This is a genomic window from Salimicrobium humidisoli, from assembly GCF_002295105.1.
Taxonomy (GTDB): Bacteria; Bacillota; Bacilli; order Bacillales; family Halobacillaceae; genus Salimicrobium; species Salimicrobium humidisoli.
Window position 1 is genome coordinate 13,798 of record NZ_NSGH01000005.1, and the last position, 15,911, is coordinate 29,708.

The window sequence follows — 15,911 nt, forward strand, 5'->3', positions numbered from 1 at the left end:
ATGAAAGAAGAAAGGGGATGAGGGAATGGATTCGGTGGAAAGTCTCATTAAAAAAGAAGGAAGAAATCAGTGCCTGAGCGGGATCGCTCTCATGCTGGCCGGAGCCGGCATGCTCATGTTTTTTCTCATCGGTGAAGGAGGGATGGGGCTGATACTGATCTATGGAATTCCTGCTCTCGGTGTCGGTCTTTATTTCTTTCAGGCCGGATGGAAAGATCTCACGAAGATCGGCGGGTCAGCCGAACTGAAGAGGACGGGGGAACGTGCAGCATTTCCTGAAGTTCCGCGAACGATGTACCTCGGAACCGGGGAAGGAAGAGACGGCCGTTTTTACGATATGGAGGGAAACGCCATGGGGGACATTACAGAGAAAAAGACGACGATGAGCCGCACGGCCGGGCTGCTGTCACTTTCCTCGGCATCGGCCAGTCTTCCTTTACCCCGGGTGTACCAGGTGAGAGAAGATGGAGAAGTCCTTTACGAGGTGGAAAGGAAAGGATTTTCCCTTCGTCCGAAAGCTTACGTTAAAGGCAGCGAAGATACATACGTCGGACTGATGAAAGCGAAGAAAGATAAAGAGAGTAAACAGATGGTTTTTTCCTATCAGAAGAAAGATGAAACACTCTACTATACCTCGGGAGACCCTTATATCGGAAAATATTACATAAAAGACAGCCGGGACAGGACGCTTCTTACGCTGAAAAATGGTGCGATACCTGTAGGAGCTCCGGATAAACTGCAGCGGATGCACGGTTCTGTGATCGAATGGGAAACGACGGAAAACATTCCCTATACGCTGCTCTTATTCATTTTTTTCCTGTCGCACACGGAACAGTAACTATGGATTGACGCTATATCTTTATTTTGTTAGCATATTAGCATACTAAAGGATGAACGGGAGGACGGGCACGATGACGAAGAAACTCATGTTTGAGAAACCCCTGGGAATGCGCGACACGCTTCCTTTTTTCCATAATAAAAAAGAGCACGTAAGAAAAAATATGGCACAGGTCATCGAATCGCACGGTTATCAGTTCATGGATACACCTCTCGTGGAGTATCACGAAACTGTCGGGAAGATGAGCGCCACTCATGATACGCACCTGTTCAAACTTCTGGATCAGCAGGGGCACACTCTCGTCCTGCGTCCGGATATGACGGCGCCGATTGCACGGGTAGCGGCATCACAGCTGAAAAAAGAAGGGTTTCCGCTCAGGCTCGCCTACGACGGTTCCGTATTCCGTGCCCAGCAGTCGGAAGCAGGCAAACCCGCTCAGTTTGAACAGGTCGGAACGGAACTGATCGGCGACCATTCTTCATATGGAGATGCCGAGGTGATCGCTCTATTGATCGATTCCCTGAAACAGACGGGGCTCGAGGAGTTCGTGATCACTGTCGGTCACATCGGTTACGTCCGTTCTCTTTTTGAAGAACTTCTTCCCGGGGATCAGGACGCGGTGGCTGCGCTGCTTTCCTATCTGCACCGTAAAAACTACGTCGGATACGAAAAATATGTCCGGTCGCTCGGAGTATCGCAGGAAGCGAAAGATAACCTGAACGCTCTGCTTCGACTGCGCGGCGGAGAGGGAGTGTTCGAAGAGGCAAGAGCCCTATCCAAAGGACAGGCGGGTCTGAAGGCGATGAATGACCTTAAACAGCTCTACCGGACGCTTCAGGAGTATGAAGTGGCATCATTCGTACAGTTCGATCTGAATCTGATCAGCCACATGGATTACTACACGGGTATTCTGTTCGAAGGGTACGCTCCGAACGTCGGCGCTCTTCTCTGCAACGGCGGAAGATACGACACTCTGCTGCCGTCGTTTGAACTGAATGCTTCCGCGACCGGATTCGCCGTACACGTGGAACGACTCGTCGAAGCGCTGGACGGGGCATCGGATACGAAGGAAGGTCCGCTATGCCTTCTTGTCGATGACGCTACATTCAAAGCGGGACTTCAGGAAGCGGCACGTCTGCGGCAACAGGGAGAACAGGTGGTTATCCAGCATATCGACCAGGTCGCGGATGTGGAGAAATTTTCTCTGAAATTCAAAACAGCTAGAGAGATGTATAAGGAAGGGGGCGACAGGTGATGACGAAACCGTTGACGATCGCTATGCCGAAAGGCCGTATATTCGAAGAGGCAGCCGGGCTGATGCAGCAGGCGGGGTATGACATAGGTGCCGGGGCCGAAGAATCAAGGAAACTGATTCTCGAATTTCCGGAGCAGAATATCAACGTAATGATGGCTAAACCGATGGACGTCGTAACTTACGTGGAGTACGGAGCGGCCGATATCGGAATCGCCGGCAAAGACGTTCTTCTTGAACAGGACCGGGACGTCTACGAAGTGCTCGATCTTAAGATCAGTCCCTGCTACATTGCGGTGGCCGGGCTTCCGGACCAGCCGCTCAGCCGGATTGCGCCGAAAATCGCCACGAAATATCCGAAAGTCGCATCCGACTATTACCGCGAGCAGGGAGAGCAGATCGAAATCATCCCTCTGAACGGATCGATTGAACTCGCACCCCTGATCGGTCTCAGTGACCGGATCGTCGACATCGTTTCCACCGGCCGCACTTTGAAGGAAAACGGGCTCGTGGAATATGAAAAAATCACCGAAATCACTTCCCGTCTTATCGTGAATCCGGTAAGCTACCGGACGAAAAGTGAGCGGATCGACCCGCTGATCGAGAAGATGGGCGAACAGGTAGGAGTGAATTCATGAGAAGACTGACGAGAGAAGACATAAGAAAATGGAAGACGTCGCGCCAGGAGGATACGTCGGACATCCAGGGGAAAGTCAGTGACATCGTAAGTGACGTACGTAAACGGGGAGACGCGGCTGTAAAGGAATATACGGAGAGATTCGACGGTATTTCCTTATCCCATTTCCGGGTGACGCGTGAGGAGATAAGTGACGCTTATGAATCGTTGAGCGGTAAATATCTGGATATTATTCAGGAAGCGGCCGGGAATATTCGCCGTTTTCATGAAAAACAGCTGCCTGCTTCGTGGTTTGATACATCAAAAGACGGTTCGATGCTTGGCCAGAAATACTCCCCCATCGACAAAGCCGGTGTCTACGTGCCGGGAGGGACCGCGGCCTACCCTTCTTCGGTCATGATGAACATTATTCCGGCACAGGTGGCCGGGGTGGAACGGATAGCCATGGTTACTCCGCCCGGAGAGAACGGGCAGGTGCCGATCGGAGTACTTGCGACGGCCCAGATTCTCGGGGTAACAGAAATATACAAAATAGGGGGAGCACAGGCGATTGCCGCTCTTGCCTACGGGACGGAAACGATTCCTGCGGTGGATAAAATAACCGGACCCGGTAACATGTTCGTCGCTCTTGCCAAAAAGCAGGTGTTCGGCGACGTGGACATCGATATGATCGCCGGACCGAGCGAAATAGCCGTTCTCTGTGATCATACGGCCCGCGCCGGAGAAGTGGCGGCGGATCTGCTGTCGCAGGCGGAGCATGATGAAAGATCTTCAGCGGTATGCATCACTACGTCGCGTCAGCTGGCGGATGACGTGGACAGAGAAGTGAAAGAGCAGCTGAAACAGCTCCCGAGAAAGAATATAGCAGAAGCGAGCATCAACTTTTTTGGCGGTACAGTCGTCGTGGACACGATGGAAGAGGCCGTGGATACGGTGAATGAGTTCGCTCCCGAGCATCTGGAAGTGATGACGGAGAACCCTTATGAACAGCTCGGTGCCATCAGGCATGCCGGCGCTATTTTTCTCGGTCCGTACAGTTCGGAACCTGTCGGCGACTACTTCGCAGGACCCAACCACGTCCTGCCGACGAGCGGCACGGCCCGGTTCTCAAGTCCGCTGAACGTACATGACTTCATGAAGAAATCGAGTGTCATTTCCTACAGCGCAGCTGCGTGGCACAGGAATGTCGATAAAATTGCAAGTTTTGCCCGGCTCGAAGATCTCGAAGGGCACGCCCGGGCGGTGGAGAAAAGAAAGGAGCGATTTGATGACTAGATCGGGGAGCGTAACGAGAAAGACGAGAGAGACGGAGATCGACCTGAAGCTTGAGGTGGACGGAGAGGGCGAAGCGGACCTGGACGTACAGGTACCTTTTCTTTCCCATATGCTGGAGCTGTTCACGAAACACGGACTGTTCAATATGACACTCACCGGTAAGGGGGATGTGGAAGTGGATGACCATCACCTTACGGAAGATATAGGCATCTGCCTCGGCCAGGCGCTCCATCAGGCTATCGGTGATAAGCACGGTATGAAGCGGTACGGATCGATGATGCTTCCGATGGATGAAGCGCTTGTCACGGTAGCCGTCGATATGTCGGACCGGCCTCATCTCGAGTGGCACGCGGACATCCCTTCTCAGAAAATCGGAACGTTCGATACGGAAAATGTTCACGAATTTTTCTGGAAACTGGCTCTGGAAGCGAGAATGAACTTACACATCATCGTCCACCACGGTCATAATTCCCACCATATCGTCGAGGCTATGTTCAAGGCGCTCGGCCGGGCTCTTGACGAAGCGACCCGGGTCGACCCCAGGGTCAAAGGGGTGCCGAGTACGAAAGGAAGTCTGTCATGATCGGAATCATCGATTACGGAATGGGGAATCTTTTCAGCGTATCAAAAGCACTGGAACGCCTGGATGTGGAGTACTGCATAGGAGACAGGCCGGAGCAGCTTGAGCATGCGGACGGACTTATACTGCCGGGTGTCGGTGCTTTTCCGGATGCGATGAAAGCTCTCGGAGAGCACGGTTTCCGCCGGTTCATATTAGAAAAAATCGACCGGGGCGTACCGTTTTACGGAATCTGCCTCGGGATGCAGCTGCTGTTCGAAAGCAGCGAAGAAGGCGGCTTCACGGAAGGACTGGGAGTTTTCGAAGGAACGATCAAGCGCTTCCGGGGCGTGACGGATGCAGGGAAGAAGTATAAGGTGCCTCATATGGGGTGGAACCGGCTGACACTTCATCACCCCGGCCACTTCGTACTTGAAAATGTCGGAGAGGAATACGTCTATTTCGTTCATTCCTACGTAGTGGAGACGGAGGATGAAGACGTTCTGCTGGCTTCCGCCGATTATCACCGGGAGGTACCGGCCATCATCGGGCGCGGCAATGTCGTGGCCAGTCAATTTCATCCGGAGAAAAGCGGCAGGGCCGGAATCCAGCTGCTGGAGAATTTCTGCAGCAAAGTGGAGAACCGGAACGTCACCCGCAGATAAGCGGTAATTATACAGGGAGAGCAGGTGGAAATATGAGTTTTACCATTTATCCTGCGATTGATATGCGCAACGGCAAATGCGTACGTCTCGAGCAGGGAGACTTCAGCAGAGAAACGATTTATGGCGACAGCCCGTTCGACGTCGCCCGCGATTTTTCGGAAAAAGGGGCTTCCTGGATACATATGGTGGATCTGGACGGCGCGAAAGAAGGGTCGAGGAAAAATGCCCGGGACGTCATCCGTGCAGCCGGGGAGCTGGACAGCCGGATTCAGGTCGGCGGCGGTATCCGTTCCATGGAAGATGCAGCCTTTTATCTTGATGCCGGCGTGGACCGGGTCATCATCGGCTCGCTCGCTGTGAAAGATCCGGAGCTGACGAAAGAACTTCTCCGTACGTACGGCTCCCGCATCGTCATCGGACTTGATGCAAAGGACGGGTACGTCGCGACGGAAGGATGGCTTGAAACCTCGGAGATCAGGGCGGCGGACATTGGCCGGGAGTTGCAGAAATCGGGTGCTGCGACTTTCATCTATACGGACATTGCGCGTGACGGCATGCTCGCCGGTCCGAATACGGAGGAAATAGCGGCACTCGCTAAAGAGACGGGCGCCGAAGTGATCGCCTCGGGCGGCATTCAGGGGCTTGCGGATATACGGGAGCTGAAGAATCACGAAAATATCAGCGGTACGATTATCGGGAAGGCTCTTTATACCGGACGCTTCACACTTACGGAAGCGCTGAAGGAGGAAGTGTAATGCTCGCAAAGCGCATCATTCCCTGCCTCGATGTCAAAGAGGGAAGAGTCGTAAAAGGTATACAGTTCGTCGACATCCGTGATGCGGGTGACCCGGTGGAACTGGCGAAGGTATATGACGAAGCCGGCGCGGACGAGCTTGTTTTTCTTGATATTTCAGCAACGCACGAAGGACAGAAAACGATGATCGATGTGGTAAGGGAAGTAGCCTCCGAACTTCTCATTCCGTTCACCGTCGGCGGCGGAATCCGGACTATCGCGGATATGCGGGAAACACTGCGGAACGGGGCGGATAAAGTAGCTGTCAACTCGGCGGCCGTAAAAAGGCCGGCTCTCATAAGAGAAGGTACGGATTATTTCGGGTCCCAGTGTATCGTCGTCGCCATTGACGGAAGATGGGATGAAGAAAAAGGAGAATGGTTCGTCTACACTGCGGGCGGCCGTCACCGGACCGAACGGACGGTCACGGCATGGGCCGAGGAAGCGGAGCGTCTCGGAGCGGGAGAGATTCTTCTCACCTCCATGGACCAGGACGGTGCGAAGACGGGCTTCGATCTTGCAATGCTCAAAGCCGTGCAGGACATAGTGACAATCCCGGTTATAGCCTCCGGAGGCGCCGGGAACAAAGAACATTTCCATGAAGTGTTCACGGAAGTGGACGCCGATGCCGCCCTCGCAGCCTCTATTTTCCATTACAAAGAAACGTCGATTGAAAATGTGAAAGACTATCTGAGAAATAAAGGAGTGGAAGTACGTTGAAAACAGAAGATGTCGTATTCGATGAAAAAGGGCTGGTCCCGGCCATTGTCCAGGACGCCCGTTCCAAAACAGTGCTGACACTCGCCTACATGAATGAAGAGGCACTGAAACAGACGCTGCAGAAAAAAGAGACGGTTTTCTACAGCCGGTCCCGGCAGGAGCTGTGGCATAAAGGGGAAACATCCGGAAATACCCAGAAGGTGGAAGCCATTTCGTATGACTGTGACCAGGACGCCGTGCTCGTACAGGTGACTCCGGCAGGACCGGCCTGTCATACCGGCAGTTACAGCTGTTTCAATGATGCGCTGTACTCACAGGACTCGGACCGTTACCGGATGCTGACAGAGCTCGGAGAACTTCTCGCCAAAAGAAAAGCGGAACTTCCGGAAGAATCGTATACGTCGAAGCTGTTCCAGGAAGGGGTCGACCGGATCGCGAAGAAAATCGGGGAAGAAGCCGGGGAAGTCATAATCGCCGCAAAGAATGATGACCGCGAAGAACTCGCCCTGGAATCGGCCGATCTGCTTTTCCACTTATTGATGCTGCTGACAGACAGGAACGTACCTCTGGACGACGTTCTTGCCGTCCTCGAGGAACGCCACAGTAAGTGATTCACCCGTCCTTTTGCCTTAAATGAAAAAACCTCTCACCACCTGCTCCGTTTTATGATATACTGCATAATTGGTAGTATTTTTGATACGGAACGAAAAACAGGAGGCAATTTATGACGACGATGGTAGAGGAAGAAAGTAAAGTCATTCCCTTTGTCCCGACCAGCAGTTTTTATTTCAGCCACGGAGTACAGGCTTTTCAGAACCGGTATTTCGACCGGGCGGTGCGCTGGTTGCGGAAAGCGATAGAAATAAATGAAAACGAACCATTGTATAAATGCCAACTTTCCGTCGTCTATACGGAGGTTGGTTCTTATCATGCAGCGAATCAGCTGCTGACGGATGTCCTCCGCGATAAAGGGGACGCCTATCCGGACTGTTATTATCTCATGGCGAACAACTACGCTCATCTCGGGCTTTTTCAGGACGCCAGCAGGCACCTCGACACGTATATGGAGAAAGACGAAGACGGGGAGTTCCGGGAAGCGGCGGAACAGCTTAAGGAAATGATCGATTCCCTGGAACCGGAAGAACGCGAAGAATTTCAGTTCGATGAAGAGGACGAGCTTCTCGTCTACCAGGAAACGGTACATTACCACCTTGAACATCACGAGTGGCAGGAAGCCCTTGCGCTTCTCGATGAAATGATGGAACTGTTCCCTTCCTTTCCGCTGACGAAGCATCAGTATGCTTACGCACTTTTCCATACCGGGAAACAGGAAGCCGCGGTGGAGATGGAACGGGACTGGGCGGAAGAGTCACCGGAGGATATCCATTGTCATATCAACCTGGTAACTTTTTACGTAGAGATGAACCAGTTCGAACTCGTGAAACACCACATTCATCAGTTGAAAAATGTCTTCCCGATGCATGAAGAACAGCAGCTGGCCGTGGCGACGGCTCTTACGAGAGCGGGTGAATATACGGAAGCGGCAGAACGGTTCCGGAAGCTCGGTAAGAAAGCTGTGAAAAACCGGTATCAGTATATGAAATGGTACAGCATCGCCTCTTTCCACACCGGAGATCCTCATAAAGCGGAAGAACTGTGGAAGAAGGGACGAGCCCGATTCCCTGTCCTGACGGAAACGGAAGGCCCTTGGATCATCGGATAAGCAAATAAATAGACGGACTGTGACAAATTTACTATGATGATGAAAGATTGAAAGACAAAGGAGTGAATAACCATGAATGAGGAGAACATTTATGACGTTATTATTATCGGTGCAGGGCCGGCGGGGCTGACATCGGCTGTTTATACTTCACGGGCGAACATGAGCACACTGATCATTGAACGCGGAATTCCGGGCGGTCAGATGGCGAACACGGAAGATATAGAGAACTATCCGGGATACGAAAGCATTCTCGGTCCGGATCTTTCCAATAAAATGTTCGGCCACGCGAAGAAATTCGGTGCCGAATACGCCTACGGAGATATTAAAGAAATCATCGATGGCAAGGAGTACAAGACGATAGTAGCCGGAAAGAAAGAGTATAAAGCGCGCTCTATCATTCTCGCTACCGGTGCCGAATACAAAGAACTCGGCGTCTCCGGAGAAAAAGAGCTCGGAGGCCGCGGCGTATCCTATTGTGCCGTATGTGACGGTGCCTTTTTCCGCGATAAGGAAATCGTTGTTGTCGGCGGCGGCGACTCTGCTGTGGAGGAGGGTGTTTATCTTACACGCTTCGCCAGCAAAGTTACCATCATCCACCGTCGTGACGAACTCCGGGCTCAGAAGATTCTTCAGGACCGGGCTTTCGATAACGATAAAATCGACTTTATCTGGGATACGACTGTCAGTTCCATCAACGATGTGAACGGTAAAGTAGGCAGCGTCACTCTTTATGATAAGAATGAAGAAAGAGAGTACGAGATGAAAACGGACGGAACATTCGTCTATATCGGTCTCATCCCGCTCAATACTCCATTCCTTAACCTCGGAGTTACGAATGAGGAAGGGTACGTCGAGACGGATGAAAGAATGGAGACGAAGGTACCGGGCATTTTTGCTGCCGGGGATATCCGTGATAAAGAGCTCCGTCAGATTGTGACAGCTACAGGAGATGGCAGTATTGCCGCCCAGTCTGCGCAAAACTATATCGAGAACCTGATGGAAGAACTTGAAAAAGTGGGTTCCTGAGAAAAGCACGGACTGGAGTAATGGTTCTCCCGCCGCGCTGCCGCCCTTTTTAAGGTATATCTTTATGGCGCAGGTGTTTATCACCTGCGCTTTTTTGTATCAAGTTGCGAAAACGTAGTATAATGAGGAAGAATAGAAAGCAACGTACCGATAAGGGGGAAAAGTATGGATCCGCAAGCATATAAAGCGAAACTTGTCATTATCACCGGTATGTCAGGTGCCGGGAAGACGGTGGCTGTTCAGAGTTTTGAAGATCTCGGCTACTTCTGCGTGGACAATCTGCCTCCGGCTCTTCTTCCGAAATTTCTGGAACTGATGAAGGATCCGAGTAACAATATCCAGAATGTCGCTCTCGTCATGGATCTTCGCGGAAGAGAATTTTTCGACTCGCTGATCGAGTCACTTGATGCTCTGAGCCAGGAAGAGTGGGTCGAGGATCATATACTTTTCCTTGATGCCGAAGATCAGGAACTGGTGTCGCGTTACAAAGAAACGAGAAGGAGCCACCCGCTCGAGCCGAAAGGGCTTCCGCTTGAAGGCATAAAAAAAGAAAGAGAAATGCTGGATGAGCTGAGGGGAAGAGCGCAGACCATATTCAATACGACGGATCTGAAACCGAAGGCGCTGCGCGGAGATATACTCCAGACGTTCAAAGAGAAAGAGCAGCAGGTGTTCTCCGTGCAGATGGTGTCTTTCGGTTTTAAACACGGGGTGCCGATTGATGCGGATCTTATGTTCGACGTGCGTTTTCTTCCGAATCCCCATTACGTGGAAACGATGCGTCCGAAAACCGGCCTCGATGATGAAGTGGTGCAGTATGTATTCAAATGGGCCGAAACGAAACAGTTCCTCGATAAACTGAAAGATCTGCTGGCTTTCATGCTTCCCCGCTACCGTAAAGAAGGGAAGTCCCAGATTGTCGTGGCGATCGGATGTACGGGAGGACAGCACCGGTCTGTGGCAATCGCCGAATTTCTGGCTCAGCATTTCGGGGAGGATTTCCTTACGAAAGTGACGCACAGGGACATCGAAAAGAGAAAGGAACTTTCCTGATGGGACAGCCGGAGAACAAAGTGCTCGTCGTCGGAGGAGGAACGGGGATGCCCGTTCTTCTCAGAGGCCTGAAAAAGCAGCCTATTTCCCTGTCTGCTCTGGTGACAATCGCTGATGATGGAGGAAGTTCCGGAAAAATACGCTCGGAAATGGAAATCCCTGCTCCCGGGGATATCAGGAACGTGGTTGCCGCTTTATCGGAAGCGGAACCGATTCTGCTCGATCTTTTTCAGCACAGGTTTCCTGATGGGAACGGCCTGTCCGGCCACTCGATGGGAAATCTTCTTCTCGTCGCACTGACCAACATGACGGGTGATTTTTATGATGGTATCAAGCAGCTCTCCCGCGTCCTTAACGTGAAAGGGAATATTTATCCCGTATCCAAGTATTCGATGAACCTCCATGCCGAAATGGATGATGGAACGATCGTTTCCGGAGAGTCGAAGATACCGGAGGCGAACAAACGGATCAAACATCTGTTCCTGAGTCCGACACCGGCCGAACCTCTGCCGGAAGCGATTGATGCTATTATGGATTCCGAACTGATCGTCATCTCGCCGGGCAGCCTTTACACAAGCATACTCCCGAATCTGATCATTCCCGAAGTGAAAGAGGCGCTCCGCGAAACAAAGGCGACTGTGACGTATGTGTGTAACGTAATGACCCAGGAAGGGGAAACTTCCCACTATACAGCCGCCGATCATCTGCAGGCGATCCACGATCACATCGGGGATGACGTGGTGGATTCGATTATTGTGCACAATAAGCCGATCCGCTCCGAGATGCGTGAACTTTACGCAAAAGAGAACGCACAGCCGGTCAGCTACGACCTCGACCGCCTGCGATCGATGAATATAAAGATTATCGAAGAAGACATCATTGACAGAACAAAACAGGTGATCCGTCACGACCCTGAGAAGCTGTCCAAATTGCTGTACAACATGATAAACGACCGCAGCGTTTAGAAAGGAGGGATGACGATGTCCTTCGCCTCTGAAATAAAGAAAGAACTTACGAATATGAAAGAAGACCTCGAAGCCAATGAAGCGGAACTCGCAGCCCTTGTAAGAATGAACGGCACTTTTTCGCTCAGAAACAAACAGTATCTGCTGGACGTACAGACGGAAAACGCAGCGATTGCCCGCCGTATTTATACGCTGATGAAGCAGCTGTTCCCTTACCCGGCCGAACTGCTCGTCCGTAAGAAGATGCGTCTGAAGAAAAACAACGTCTACATCGTCCGGATGAAAGAGAATGCCGAAGTGATCCTGAAGGAACTGGAAATACTGGAGGGGCCGCTTTCCGTCAACAAAAAGATTCCCGCTAAGTATTCCGGTACGACGAAAGGAAAAAGGGCTTATCTGCGTGGAGCTTTCCTTGCCGGAGGGTCCGTCAATAACCCGGAAACGTCTTCCTATCATCTGGAAATCAATTCGTCGGATGAGTATCACAACGAGGAACTGTGCAAAATGATGAACACGTTCGACCTTCACGCCCGTACGCTGGAGAGAAGAAACGGTTTCATCACTTATTTGAAGGAAGCGGAGAAAATAACCGAATTTATCAGTAATATCGGCGCTCACCAGGCTCTTTTCAAGTTTGAAGACGTGAGAATCGTCCGTGATATGAGAAACTCGGTGAACCGTCTCGTCAATTGTGAAACGGCCAACCTCAACAAAACGATCGGAGCCGCGTTCCGTCAGGTGGAAAACATCCGTTTCATCAATAAAACCGTAGGTCTCGACGCGATGCCGCCGAAGCTGAGAGATCTGGCCCGGGTGCGCCTCGAGCATCAGGACGTCTCGCTGAAGGAGCTCGGTGAACTGGTTCAGGGCGGCAAGATAAGTAAATCGGGAATCAATCACCGTCTGAAAAAAATCGATGAATTCGCTGAAAAAGTAAGGCGGGGGGAAGTCTCCCAGACTTCGGGGAGGACCTGATGTATTAAAACGGTTTTCATGCTATAATGAAAACCACTGGAAACGTCACCCTTTCCCCGGGGACGTTTTTTTCGAACAGACTGTATGCGCTTTCAAAATAGATTATAAGAAGGAGGATGACCGGTGATAGAAAAAAAGGTGAAAGTCGAATTATCCACGGGACTGCAGGCAAGACCTGCCGCCCAGTTCGTCCAGCTGGCGAATCGTTTCAGCTCGGACGTCTTCATTGAAAAGAACGAAAAGCGGGTAAATGCCAAAAGTATAATGGGACTGATGAGTCTGGCCGTAGCAGGTGATGAGGAAGTAGTGCTTGTCACGGATGGCCATGATGAAGAAGAAGCCATGACGAAGCTTGAGGAATTTGTAAAAGAGGCATAAACGCTCAGTTGAAAAAATATACATACAGATAAAAGACTGCGGGGCAGAAGAAAAGAAGTCTGTATCCAAACTGAATATCACACATGAAACCGGACGGTCCGTGACGTCCGGTTTTTTACATTCAGAGAAGAGGGTCCGCACTGCCCGGTCATGGTGTCAGGTGCCGGGGGGGGTTCATTATCCTTCCCTTCGGCCCGCTTCGTTCTCTCCGAAAGGAAGGAAAAAGGGGCACCAAATAAAAAAGCGGACGGTATGGAAAAGATCCATACTGCCCGCTCTTAAAGTGCTTTCTAATATAGTGTCGTAATAGTGAGATTAGTTCTCCATTACTTTGTCGATCAGACCGTAGTCCACTGCTTCATGAGCATCCATGAAGTTGTCACGGTCCGTGTCGCGCTGAATAACTTCATAAGGTTGACCGGTACGCTCGGAGAGAATCTTGTTCAGTTTCTCTCTCATTCTGATGATTCTGTTGGCATGGATTTCGATGTCGGAAGCCTGACCCTGAGTACCGCCGAGTGGCTGGTGGATCATTACTTCACTGTTCGGAAGTGCGTAGCGCTTGCCTTCCGTACCGGCGTTAAGCAGGAAAGCACCCATGGAAGCTGCCATACCTGTGCAGATAGTGGAAACGTCCGGTTTAATGAACTGCATCGTATCAAAGATAGCCATACCGGCAGTGATGGAACCGCCCGGAGAGTTGATGTACAGGGAGATGTCTTTATCGGGATCGTCCGCAGCCAGGAATAGAAGCTGGGCTACGATCGAGTTCGATACGTTATCGTCGATCGGACTGCCGAGCATGATGATCCGGTCTTTTAACAGCCGGGAATAAATATCGTAAGCCCGTTCCCCGCGGTTCGTCTGTTCAATTACTGTTGGTACTAGATTCATAATGTATTCCTCCTCATTACATTCTCAATGAATGATTTTGTATGTTCATCATACCTTTATGGTCAATGAAGGTCAAACAATTTACTTTCGTATCCACGAATATTGTTTCCCTAACCCGTTTGAAATAAACATATAAAGGGGTCTTGCGTTCTGAAGATATACCCTTTATAATGGTTTTTGTGTCGATATGCGCCCGTAGCTCAGCTGGATAGAGCGATAGATTCCGGTTCTATAGGTCGGGGGTTCAAGTCCTCTCGGGCGCACTTGTATATACCGGAAAGCTCTCCAATATCATTTGGAGGGCTTTTTTGTTATAATGTAAGCAGTGAAATCATTGGTTTTCTTCATTCAGGAAAGTTCAGACAGCCGGAACTGTTAGACTTGAAAGTCGTGCAGACGTGCGGCTGAATCGCTTCGGACCAAGGAGGTACTGCTATGGCGAAAGTTATCCGCTTTACGATTTTATGGACGGAACAGTTGATGGAGAGCCGGAGAATTCATCTGTTCGATATGAAGACACAGAGCAGAATTTCTTTCAATCATGAACTGATAGAACGGGCTCCCAAATGGACGGTGGAAAAAGAACTGATCACGTTCCTTCAATCGAAAGAAAGAAAAATAGACAGCGGTTATTACGATGGAAAGAAGCATGCTTCCTAGCTGCTTCTTTTTAAGTGAAAAACCTTTCCCTCAGTGGTAAGATGAAGAGGAAGCGAAGGTGGGGTGGAGATGAACGAAATCATTCTGTTTTCAAGAAATAACTGTCCGCTTTGCGAAGAAGTGAAAGTCTGGATAGATCTGCTCGCTTATGATTATTCTTTTGAATTTCGGGAAAAGGACATAGAGGAGGACGATGATCTTCATGAAAAGTACGCCCTCCAGATTCCGGTCGTACATGTGAATGGCGAGGAACTCATTTTTCCGCAGTTGAGCGAAAATGCTGTAAGAGAGCGCTTGCAGAAGTATTAAGCTTGCACTTTTCACCAGCAGTTGGTAGTATAGTTTGTGAAGGAAATATTTTTTTGCTCCTAGCGGGACACAAAATGATGCAGTGGGACGATATTGCCCCAATCTTCTTTTTAAACTGAAGGAGCAATGTTTATGAAAGAATGGATAGAATTACAGAAGAAACTTTATCCGGATGTTCTGGAAATTATTCAGAACAGATATCGGCTTCTCCATTACGTTTCACTTATGGAACCGATCGGACGCAGGACGCTTGCGGATAACCTGAATCTCAAAGAGCGCAGCATACGCTCCGAAGTCACCTTTCTGCAAAACGGCGGAATGGTTGAGGTGACAACGAGGGGGCTGTTGCTTACCGGGGAAGGCAGATCCCTGCTTGAGAATATGGCCCCTTACATGAGAGAAGTTTCAGGGGTGAGGGTTTTAGAAGACCGTTTAAGGGAAAAACTAAAACTGAAGTCTGTCATCGTCGTACCCGGGGACAGCGACGAGTCCGAGTGGGTAAAAGAAGAAATGGGGAAAGCGTGCGTAACGTACCTGCAGTCCATTTCCAGACCCGGTCAGACGCTTGCAGTGACCGGAGGGACGACGATGGCCTCCGTGGCTTCGAGGATGACCCCTTCGGCCGGAATGGAAGACTGGCTCTTCGTTCCGGCACGGGGAGGTCTCGGAGAACGGGTGGAACATCAGGCGAATACGATTTGTGTGGAAATGGCCAAAAAAGCGATGGGGAACTACCGTCTGCTTTATGTGCCGGATCCGATCAGTGAAGAATCGTATCAGAACATTATCGAGGAACCTTCCGTCAAAGACGTCCTCGGTATCATCCGCTCTTCCGACATCGTCATCCACGGTCTCGGAGATGCACTTACGATGGCTAACCGCAGAAAGACCCCCGATGACCAGCTTGCCGTAATCAAAGAAAGGCAGGCGGTAGGGGAAGCGTTCGGGTACTACTTCAGCCAGTCGGGTGAAGTGGTGCATAAGGTGAGAACGGTCGGTCTTCAGCTCGAGGACCTGGAAGGAGACAGAGAGGTGATTGCCGTCGCAGGCGGCAGTTCCAAAGCGGATGCCATCTCTTCCTACTTCCAGCCCGGCAAGAGCAGCGTTCTCATTACCGACGAAGGCGCAGCGAAAGAGTTGATAAGGGATACGTCCCTTTAAATAATTAAATGTAATATTCTAAGGAGGA

19 protein-coding genes and 1 tRNA gene are annotated in these 15,911 nt (G+C 50.7%); 19 read left to right on the forward strand and 1 reads right to left on the reverse strand.

Annotated elements, in window-relative coordinates:
- Positions 1-25: 25 nt before the first annotated feature.
- From CKW00_RS04085 to CKW00_RS04155, 15 genes are all read left to right on the forward strand, one after another.
- The gene (locus CKW00_RS04085; protein ID WP_095821511.1) at positions 26-838 is read left to right on the forward strand and encodes a hypothetical protein; all 813 of its coding nucleotides are present in this window, start codon (positions 26-28) and stop codon (positions 836-838) included.
- Between the two features lie 73 nt (positions 839-911).
- Positions 912-2,093 carry an ATP phosphoribosyltransferase regulatory subunit gene (locus CKW00_RS04090; RefSeq protein WP_095821512.1) on the forward strand — a complete coding sequence of 394 codons (1,182 nt, stop codon included), beginning with the start codon at positions 912-914 and terminating at the stop codon, positions 2,091-2,093.
- Positions 2,093-2,728, forward strand: coding sequence for an ATP phosphoribosyltransferase (gene hisG, locus CKW00_RS04095; RefSeq protein ID WP_008587095.1), 636 nt, complete (start codon positions 2,093-2,095; stop codon positions 2,726-2,728). The genes CKW00_RS04090 and hisG overlap by 1 nt, the downstream gene beginning before the upstream one ends.
- Positions 2,725-4,002: a histidinol dehydrogenase gene (hisD, locus tag CKW00_RS04100; RefSeq protein ID WP_095821513.1), complete on the forward strand. Its 1,278-nt coding sequence runs from the start codon at positions 2,725-2,727 to the stop codon at positions 4,000-4,002. The genes hisG and hisD overlap by 4 nt, the downstream gene beginning before the upstream one ends.
- Positions 3,995-4,585: an imidazoleglycerol-phosphate dehydratase HisB gene (hisB, locus tag CKW00_RS04105; RefSeq protein ID WP_095821514.1), complete on the forward strand. Its 591-nt coding sequence runs from the start codon at positions 3,995-3,997 to the stop codon at positions 4,583-4,585. The genes hisD and hisB overlap by 8 nt, the downstream gene beginning before the upstream one ends.
- Entirely contained in the window at positions 4,582-5,226 is a 645-nt protein-coding gene (gene hisH / locus CKW00_RS04110; protein ID WP_095821515.1) for an imidazole glycerol phosphate synthase subunit HisH, read from the forward strand. Before hisB ends, hisH begins: the two co-directional genes overlap by 4 nt.
- Before the next feature lie 32 nt (positions 5,227-5,258).
- On the forward strand, positions 5,259-5,981 hold the full coding sequence (gene hisA / locus CKW00_RS04115; RefSeq protein ID WP_095821516.1) for a 1-(5-phosphoribosyl)-5-[(5-phosphoribosylamino)methylideneamino]imidazole-4-carboxamide isomerase: 723 nt from the start codon (positions 5,259-5,261) through the stop codon (positions 5,979-5,981).
- Positions 5,981-6,739: an imidazole glycerol phosphate synthase subunit HisF gene (hisF, locus tag CKW00_RS04120; RefSeq protein ID WP_095821517.1), complete on the forward strand. Its 759-nt coding sequence runs from the start codon at positions 5,981-5,983 to the stop codon at positions 6,737-6,739. The genes hisA and hisF overlap by 1 nt, the downstream gene beginning before the upstream one ends.
- Positions 6,736-7,350, forward strand: a complete 615-nt coding sequence (hisIE, locus tag CKW00_RS04125; RefSeq protein ID WP_095821518.1) for a bifunctional phosphoribosyl-AMP cyclohydrolase/phosphoribosyl-ATP diphosphatase HisIE — start codon at positions 6,736-6,738, stop codon at positions 7,348-7,350. Before hisF ends, hisIE begins: the two co-directional genes overlap by 4 nt.
- Positions 7,351-7,463: 113 nt before the next feature.
- A complete protein-coding gene (locus CKW00_RS04130; RefSeq protein WP_095821519.1) occupies positions 7,464-8,462 on the forward strand; it encodes a tetratricopeptide repeat protein in 999 nt (332 codons plus the stop codon).
- A gap of 72 nt (positions 8,463-8,534) precedes the next feature.
- Positions 8,535-9,488: a thioredoxin-disulfide reductase gene (gene trxB, locus CKW00_RS04135; protein ID WP_095821520.1), complete on the forward strand. Its 954-nt coding sequence runs from the start codon at positions 8,535-8,537 to the stop codon at positions 9,486-9,488.
- A 165-nt stretch (positions 9,489-9,653) separates the two neighbouring features.
- On the forward strand, positions 9,654-10,541 hold the full coding sequence (rapZ, locus tag CKW00_RS04140; protein ID WP_095821521.1) for an RNase adapter RapZ: 888 nt from the start codon (positions 9,654-9,656) through the stop codon (positions 10,539-10,541).
- Positions 10,541-11,506 carry a gluconeogenesis factor YvcK family protein gene (locus CKW00_RS04145; protein WP_095821522.1) on the forward strand — a complete coding sequence of 322 codons (966 nt, stop codon included), beginning with the start codon at positions 10,541-10,543 and terminating at the stop codon, positions 11,504-11,506. The genes rapZ and CKW00_RS04145 overlap by 1 nt, the downstream gene beginning before the upstream one ends.
- A 15-nt stretch (positions 11,507-11,521) precedes the next feature.
- A complete protein-coding gene (gene whiA / locus CKW00_RS04150) occupies positions 11,522-12,481 on the forward strand; it encodes a DNA-binding protein WhiA (RefSeq protein ID WP_095821523.1) in 960 nt (319 codons plus the stop codon).
- 123 nt (positions 12,482-12,604) lie between these two features.
- Positions 12,605-12,859 (forward strand): HPr family phosphocarrier protein, encoded by a 255-nt coding sequence (locus CKW00_RS04155; RefSeq protein WP_008587120.1) that lies wholly within the window; start codon positions 12,605-12,607, stop codon positions 12,857-12,859.
- Between the two features lie 315 nt (positions 12,860-13,174).
- Here CKW00_RS04155 and clpP read toward each other — a convergent pair whose 3' ends face one another.
- On the reverse strand, positions 13,175-13,753 hold the full coding sequence (clpP, locus tag CKW00_RS04160; protein ID WP_008587122.1) for an ATP-dependent Clp endopeptidase proteolytic subunit ClpP: 579 nt from the start codon (positions 13,751-13,753) through the stop codon (positions 13,175-13,177).
- Positions 13,754-13,942: 189 nt separating this feature from the next.
- Between clpP and CKW00_RS04165 the strand changes: the two genes are divergently transcribed.
- From CKW00_RS04165 to CKW00_RS04180, 4 genes are all read left to right on the forward strand, one after another.
- Positions 13,943-14,016, forward strand: a tRNA-Arg gene (locus CKW00_RS04165).
- Positions 14,017-14,188: 172 nt separating this feature from the next.
- Entirely contained in the window at positions 14,189-14,413 is a 225-nt protein-coding gene (locus CKW00_RS04170; protein ID WP_095821524.1) for a hypothetical protein, read from the forward strand.
- Positions 14,414-14,482: 69 nt separating this feature from the next.
- Entirely contained in the window at positions 14,483-14,722 is a 240-nt protein-coding gene (locus CKW00_RS04175; RefSeq protein WP_095821525.1) for a glutaredoxin family protein, read from the forward strand.
- Positions 14,723-14,854: 132 nt separating this feature from the next.
- Positions 14,855-15,883: a sugar-binding transcriptional regulator gene (locus CKW00_RS04180; RefSeq protein WP_095821526.1), complete on the forward strand. Its 1,029-nt coding sequence runs from the start codon at positions 14,855-14,857 to the stop codon at positions 15,881-15,883.
- The last annotated feature ends 28 nt before the right edge of the window (positions 15,884-15,911 follow it).

Coding starts and splice junctions, on each gene's coding strand:
- CKW00_RS04085 (WP_095821511.1), top strand. CDS start 26: ATGGATTCGGTGGAAAGTCTCATTAAAAAAGAAGGAAGAAATCAGTGC.
- CKW00_RS04090 (WP_095821512.1), top strand. CDS start 912: ATGACGAAGAAACTCATGTTTGAGAAACCCCTGGGAATGCGCGACACG.
- hisG (WP_008587095.1), top strand. CDS start 2,093: ATGACGAAACCGTTGACGATCGCTATGCCGAAAGGCCGTATATTCGAA.
- hisD (WP_095821513.1), top strand. CDS start 2,725: ATGAGAAGACTGACGAGAGAAGACATAAGAAAATGGAAGACGTCGCGC.
- hisB (WP_095821514.1), top strand. CDS start 3,995: ATGACTAGATCGGGGAGCGTAACGAGAAAGACGAGAGAGACGGAGATC.
- hisH (WP_095821515.1), top strand. CDS start 4,582: ATGATCGGAATCATCGATTACGGAATGGGGAATCTTTTCAGCGTATCA.
- hisA (WP_095821516.1), top strand. CDS start 5,259: ATGAGTTTTACCATTTATCCTGCGATTGATATGCGCAACGGCAAATGC.
- hisF (WP_095821517.1), top strand. CDS start 5,981: ATGCTCGCAAAGCGCATCATTCCCTGCCTCGATGTCAAAGAGGGAAGA.
- CKW00_RS04130 (WP_095821519.1), top strand. CDS start 7,464: ATGACGACGATGGTAGAGGAAGAAAGTAAAGTCATTCCCTTTGTCCCG.
- trxB (WP_095821520.1), top strand. CDS start 8,535: ATGAATGAGGAGAACATTTATGACGTTATTATTATCGGTGCAGGGCCG.
- rapZ (WP_095821521.1), top strand. CDS start 9,654: ATGGATCCGCAAGCATATAAAGCGAAACTTGTCATTATCACCGGTATG.
- CKW00_RS04145 (WP_095821522.1), top strand. CDS start 10,541: ATGGGACAGCCGGAGAACAAAGTGCTCGTCGTCGGAGGAGGAACGGGG.
- whiA (WP_095821523.1), top strand. CDS start 11,522: ATGTCCTTCGCCTCTGAAATAAAGAAAGAACTTACGAATATGAAAGAA.
- clpP (WP_008587122.1), bottom strand. CDS start 13,753: ATGAATCTAGTACCAACAGTAATTGAACAGACGAACCGCGGGGAACGG.
- CKW00_RS04170 (WP_095821524.1), top strand. CDS start 14,189: ATGGCGAAAGTTATCCGCTTTACGATTTTATGGACGGAACAGTTGATG.
- CKW00_RS04175 (WP_095821525.1), top strand. CDS start 14,483: ATGAACGAAATCATTCTGTTTTCAAGAAATAACTGTCCGCTTTGCGAA.
- CKW00_RS04180 (WP_095821526.1), top strand. CDS start 14,855: ATGAAAGAATGGATAGAATTACAGAAGAAACTTTATCCGGATGTTCTG.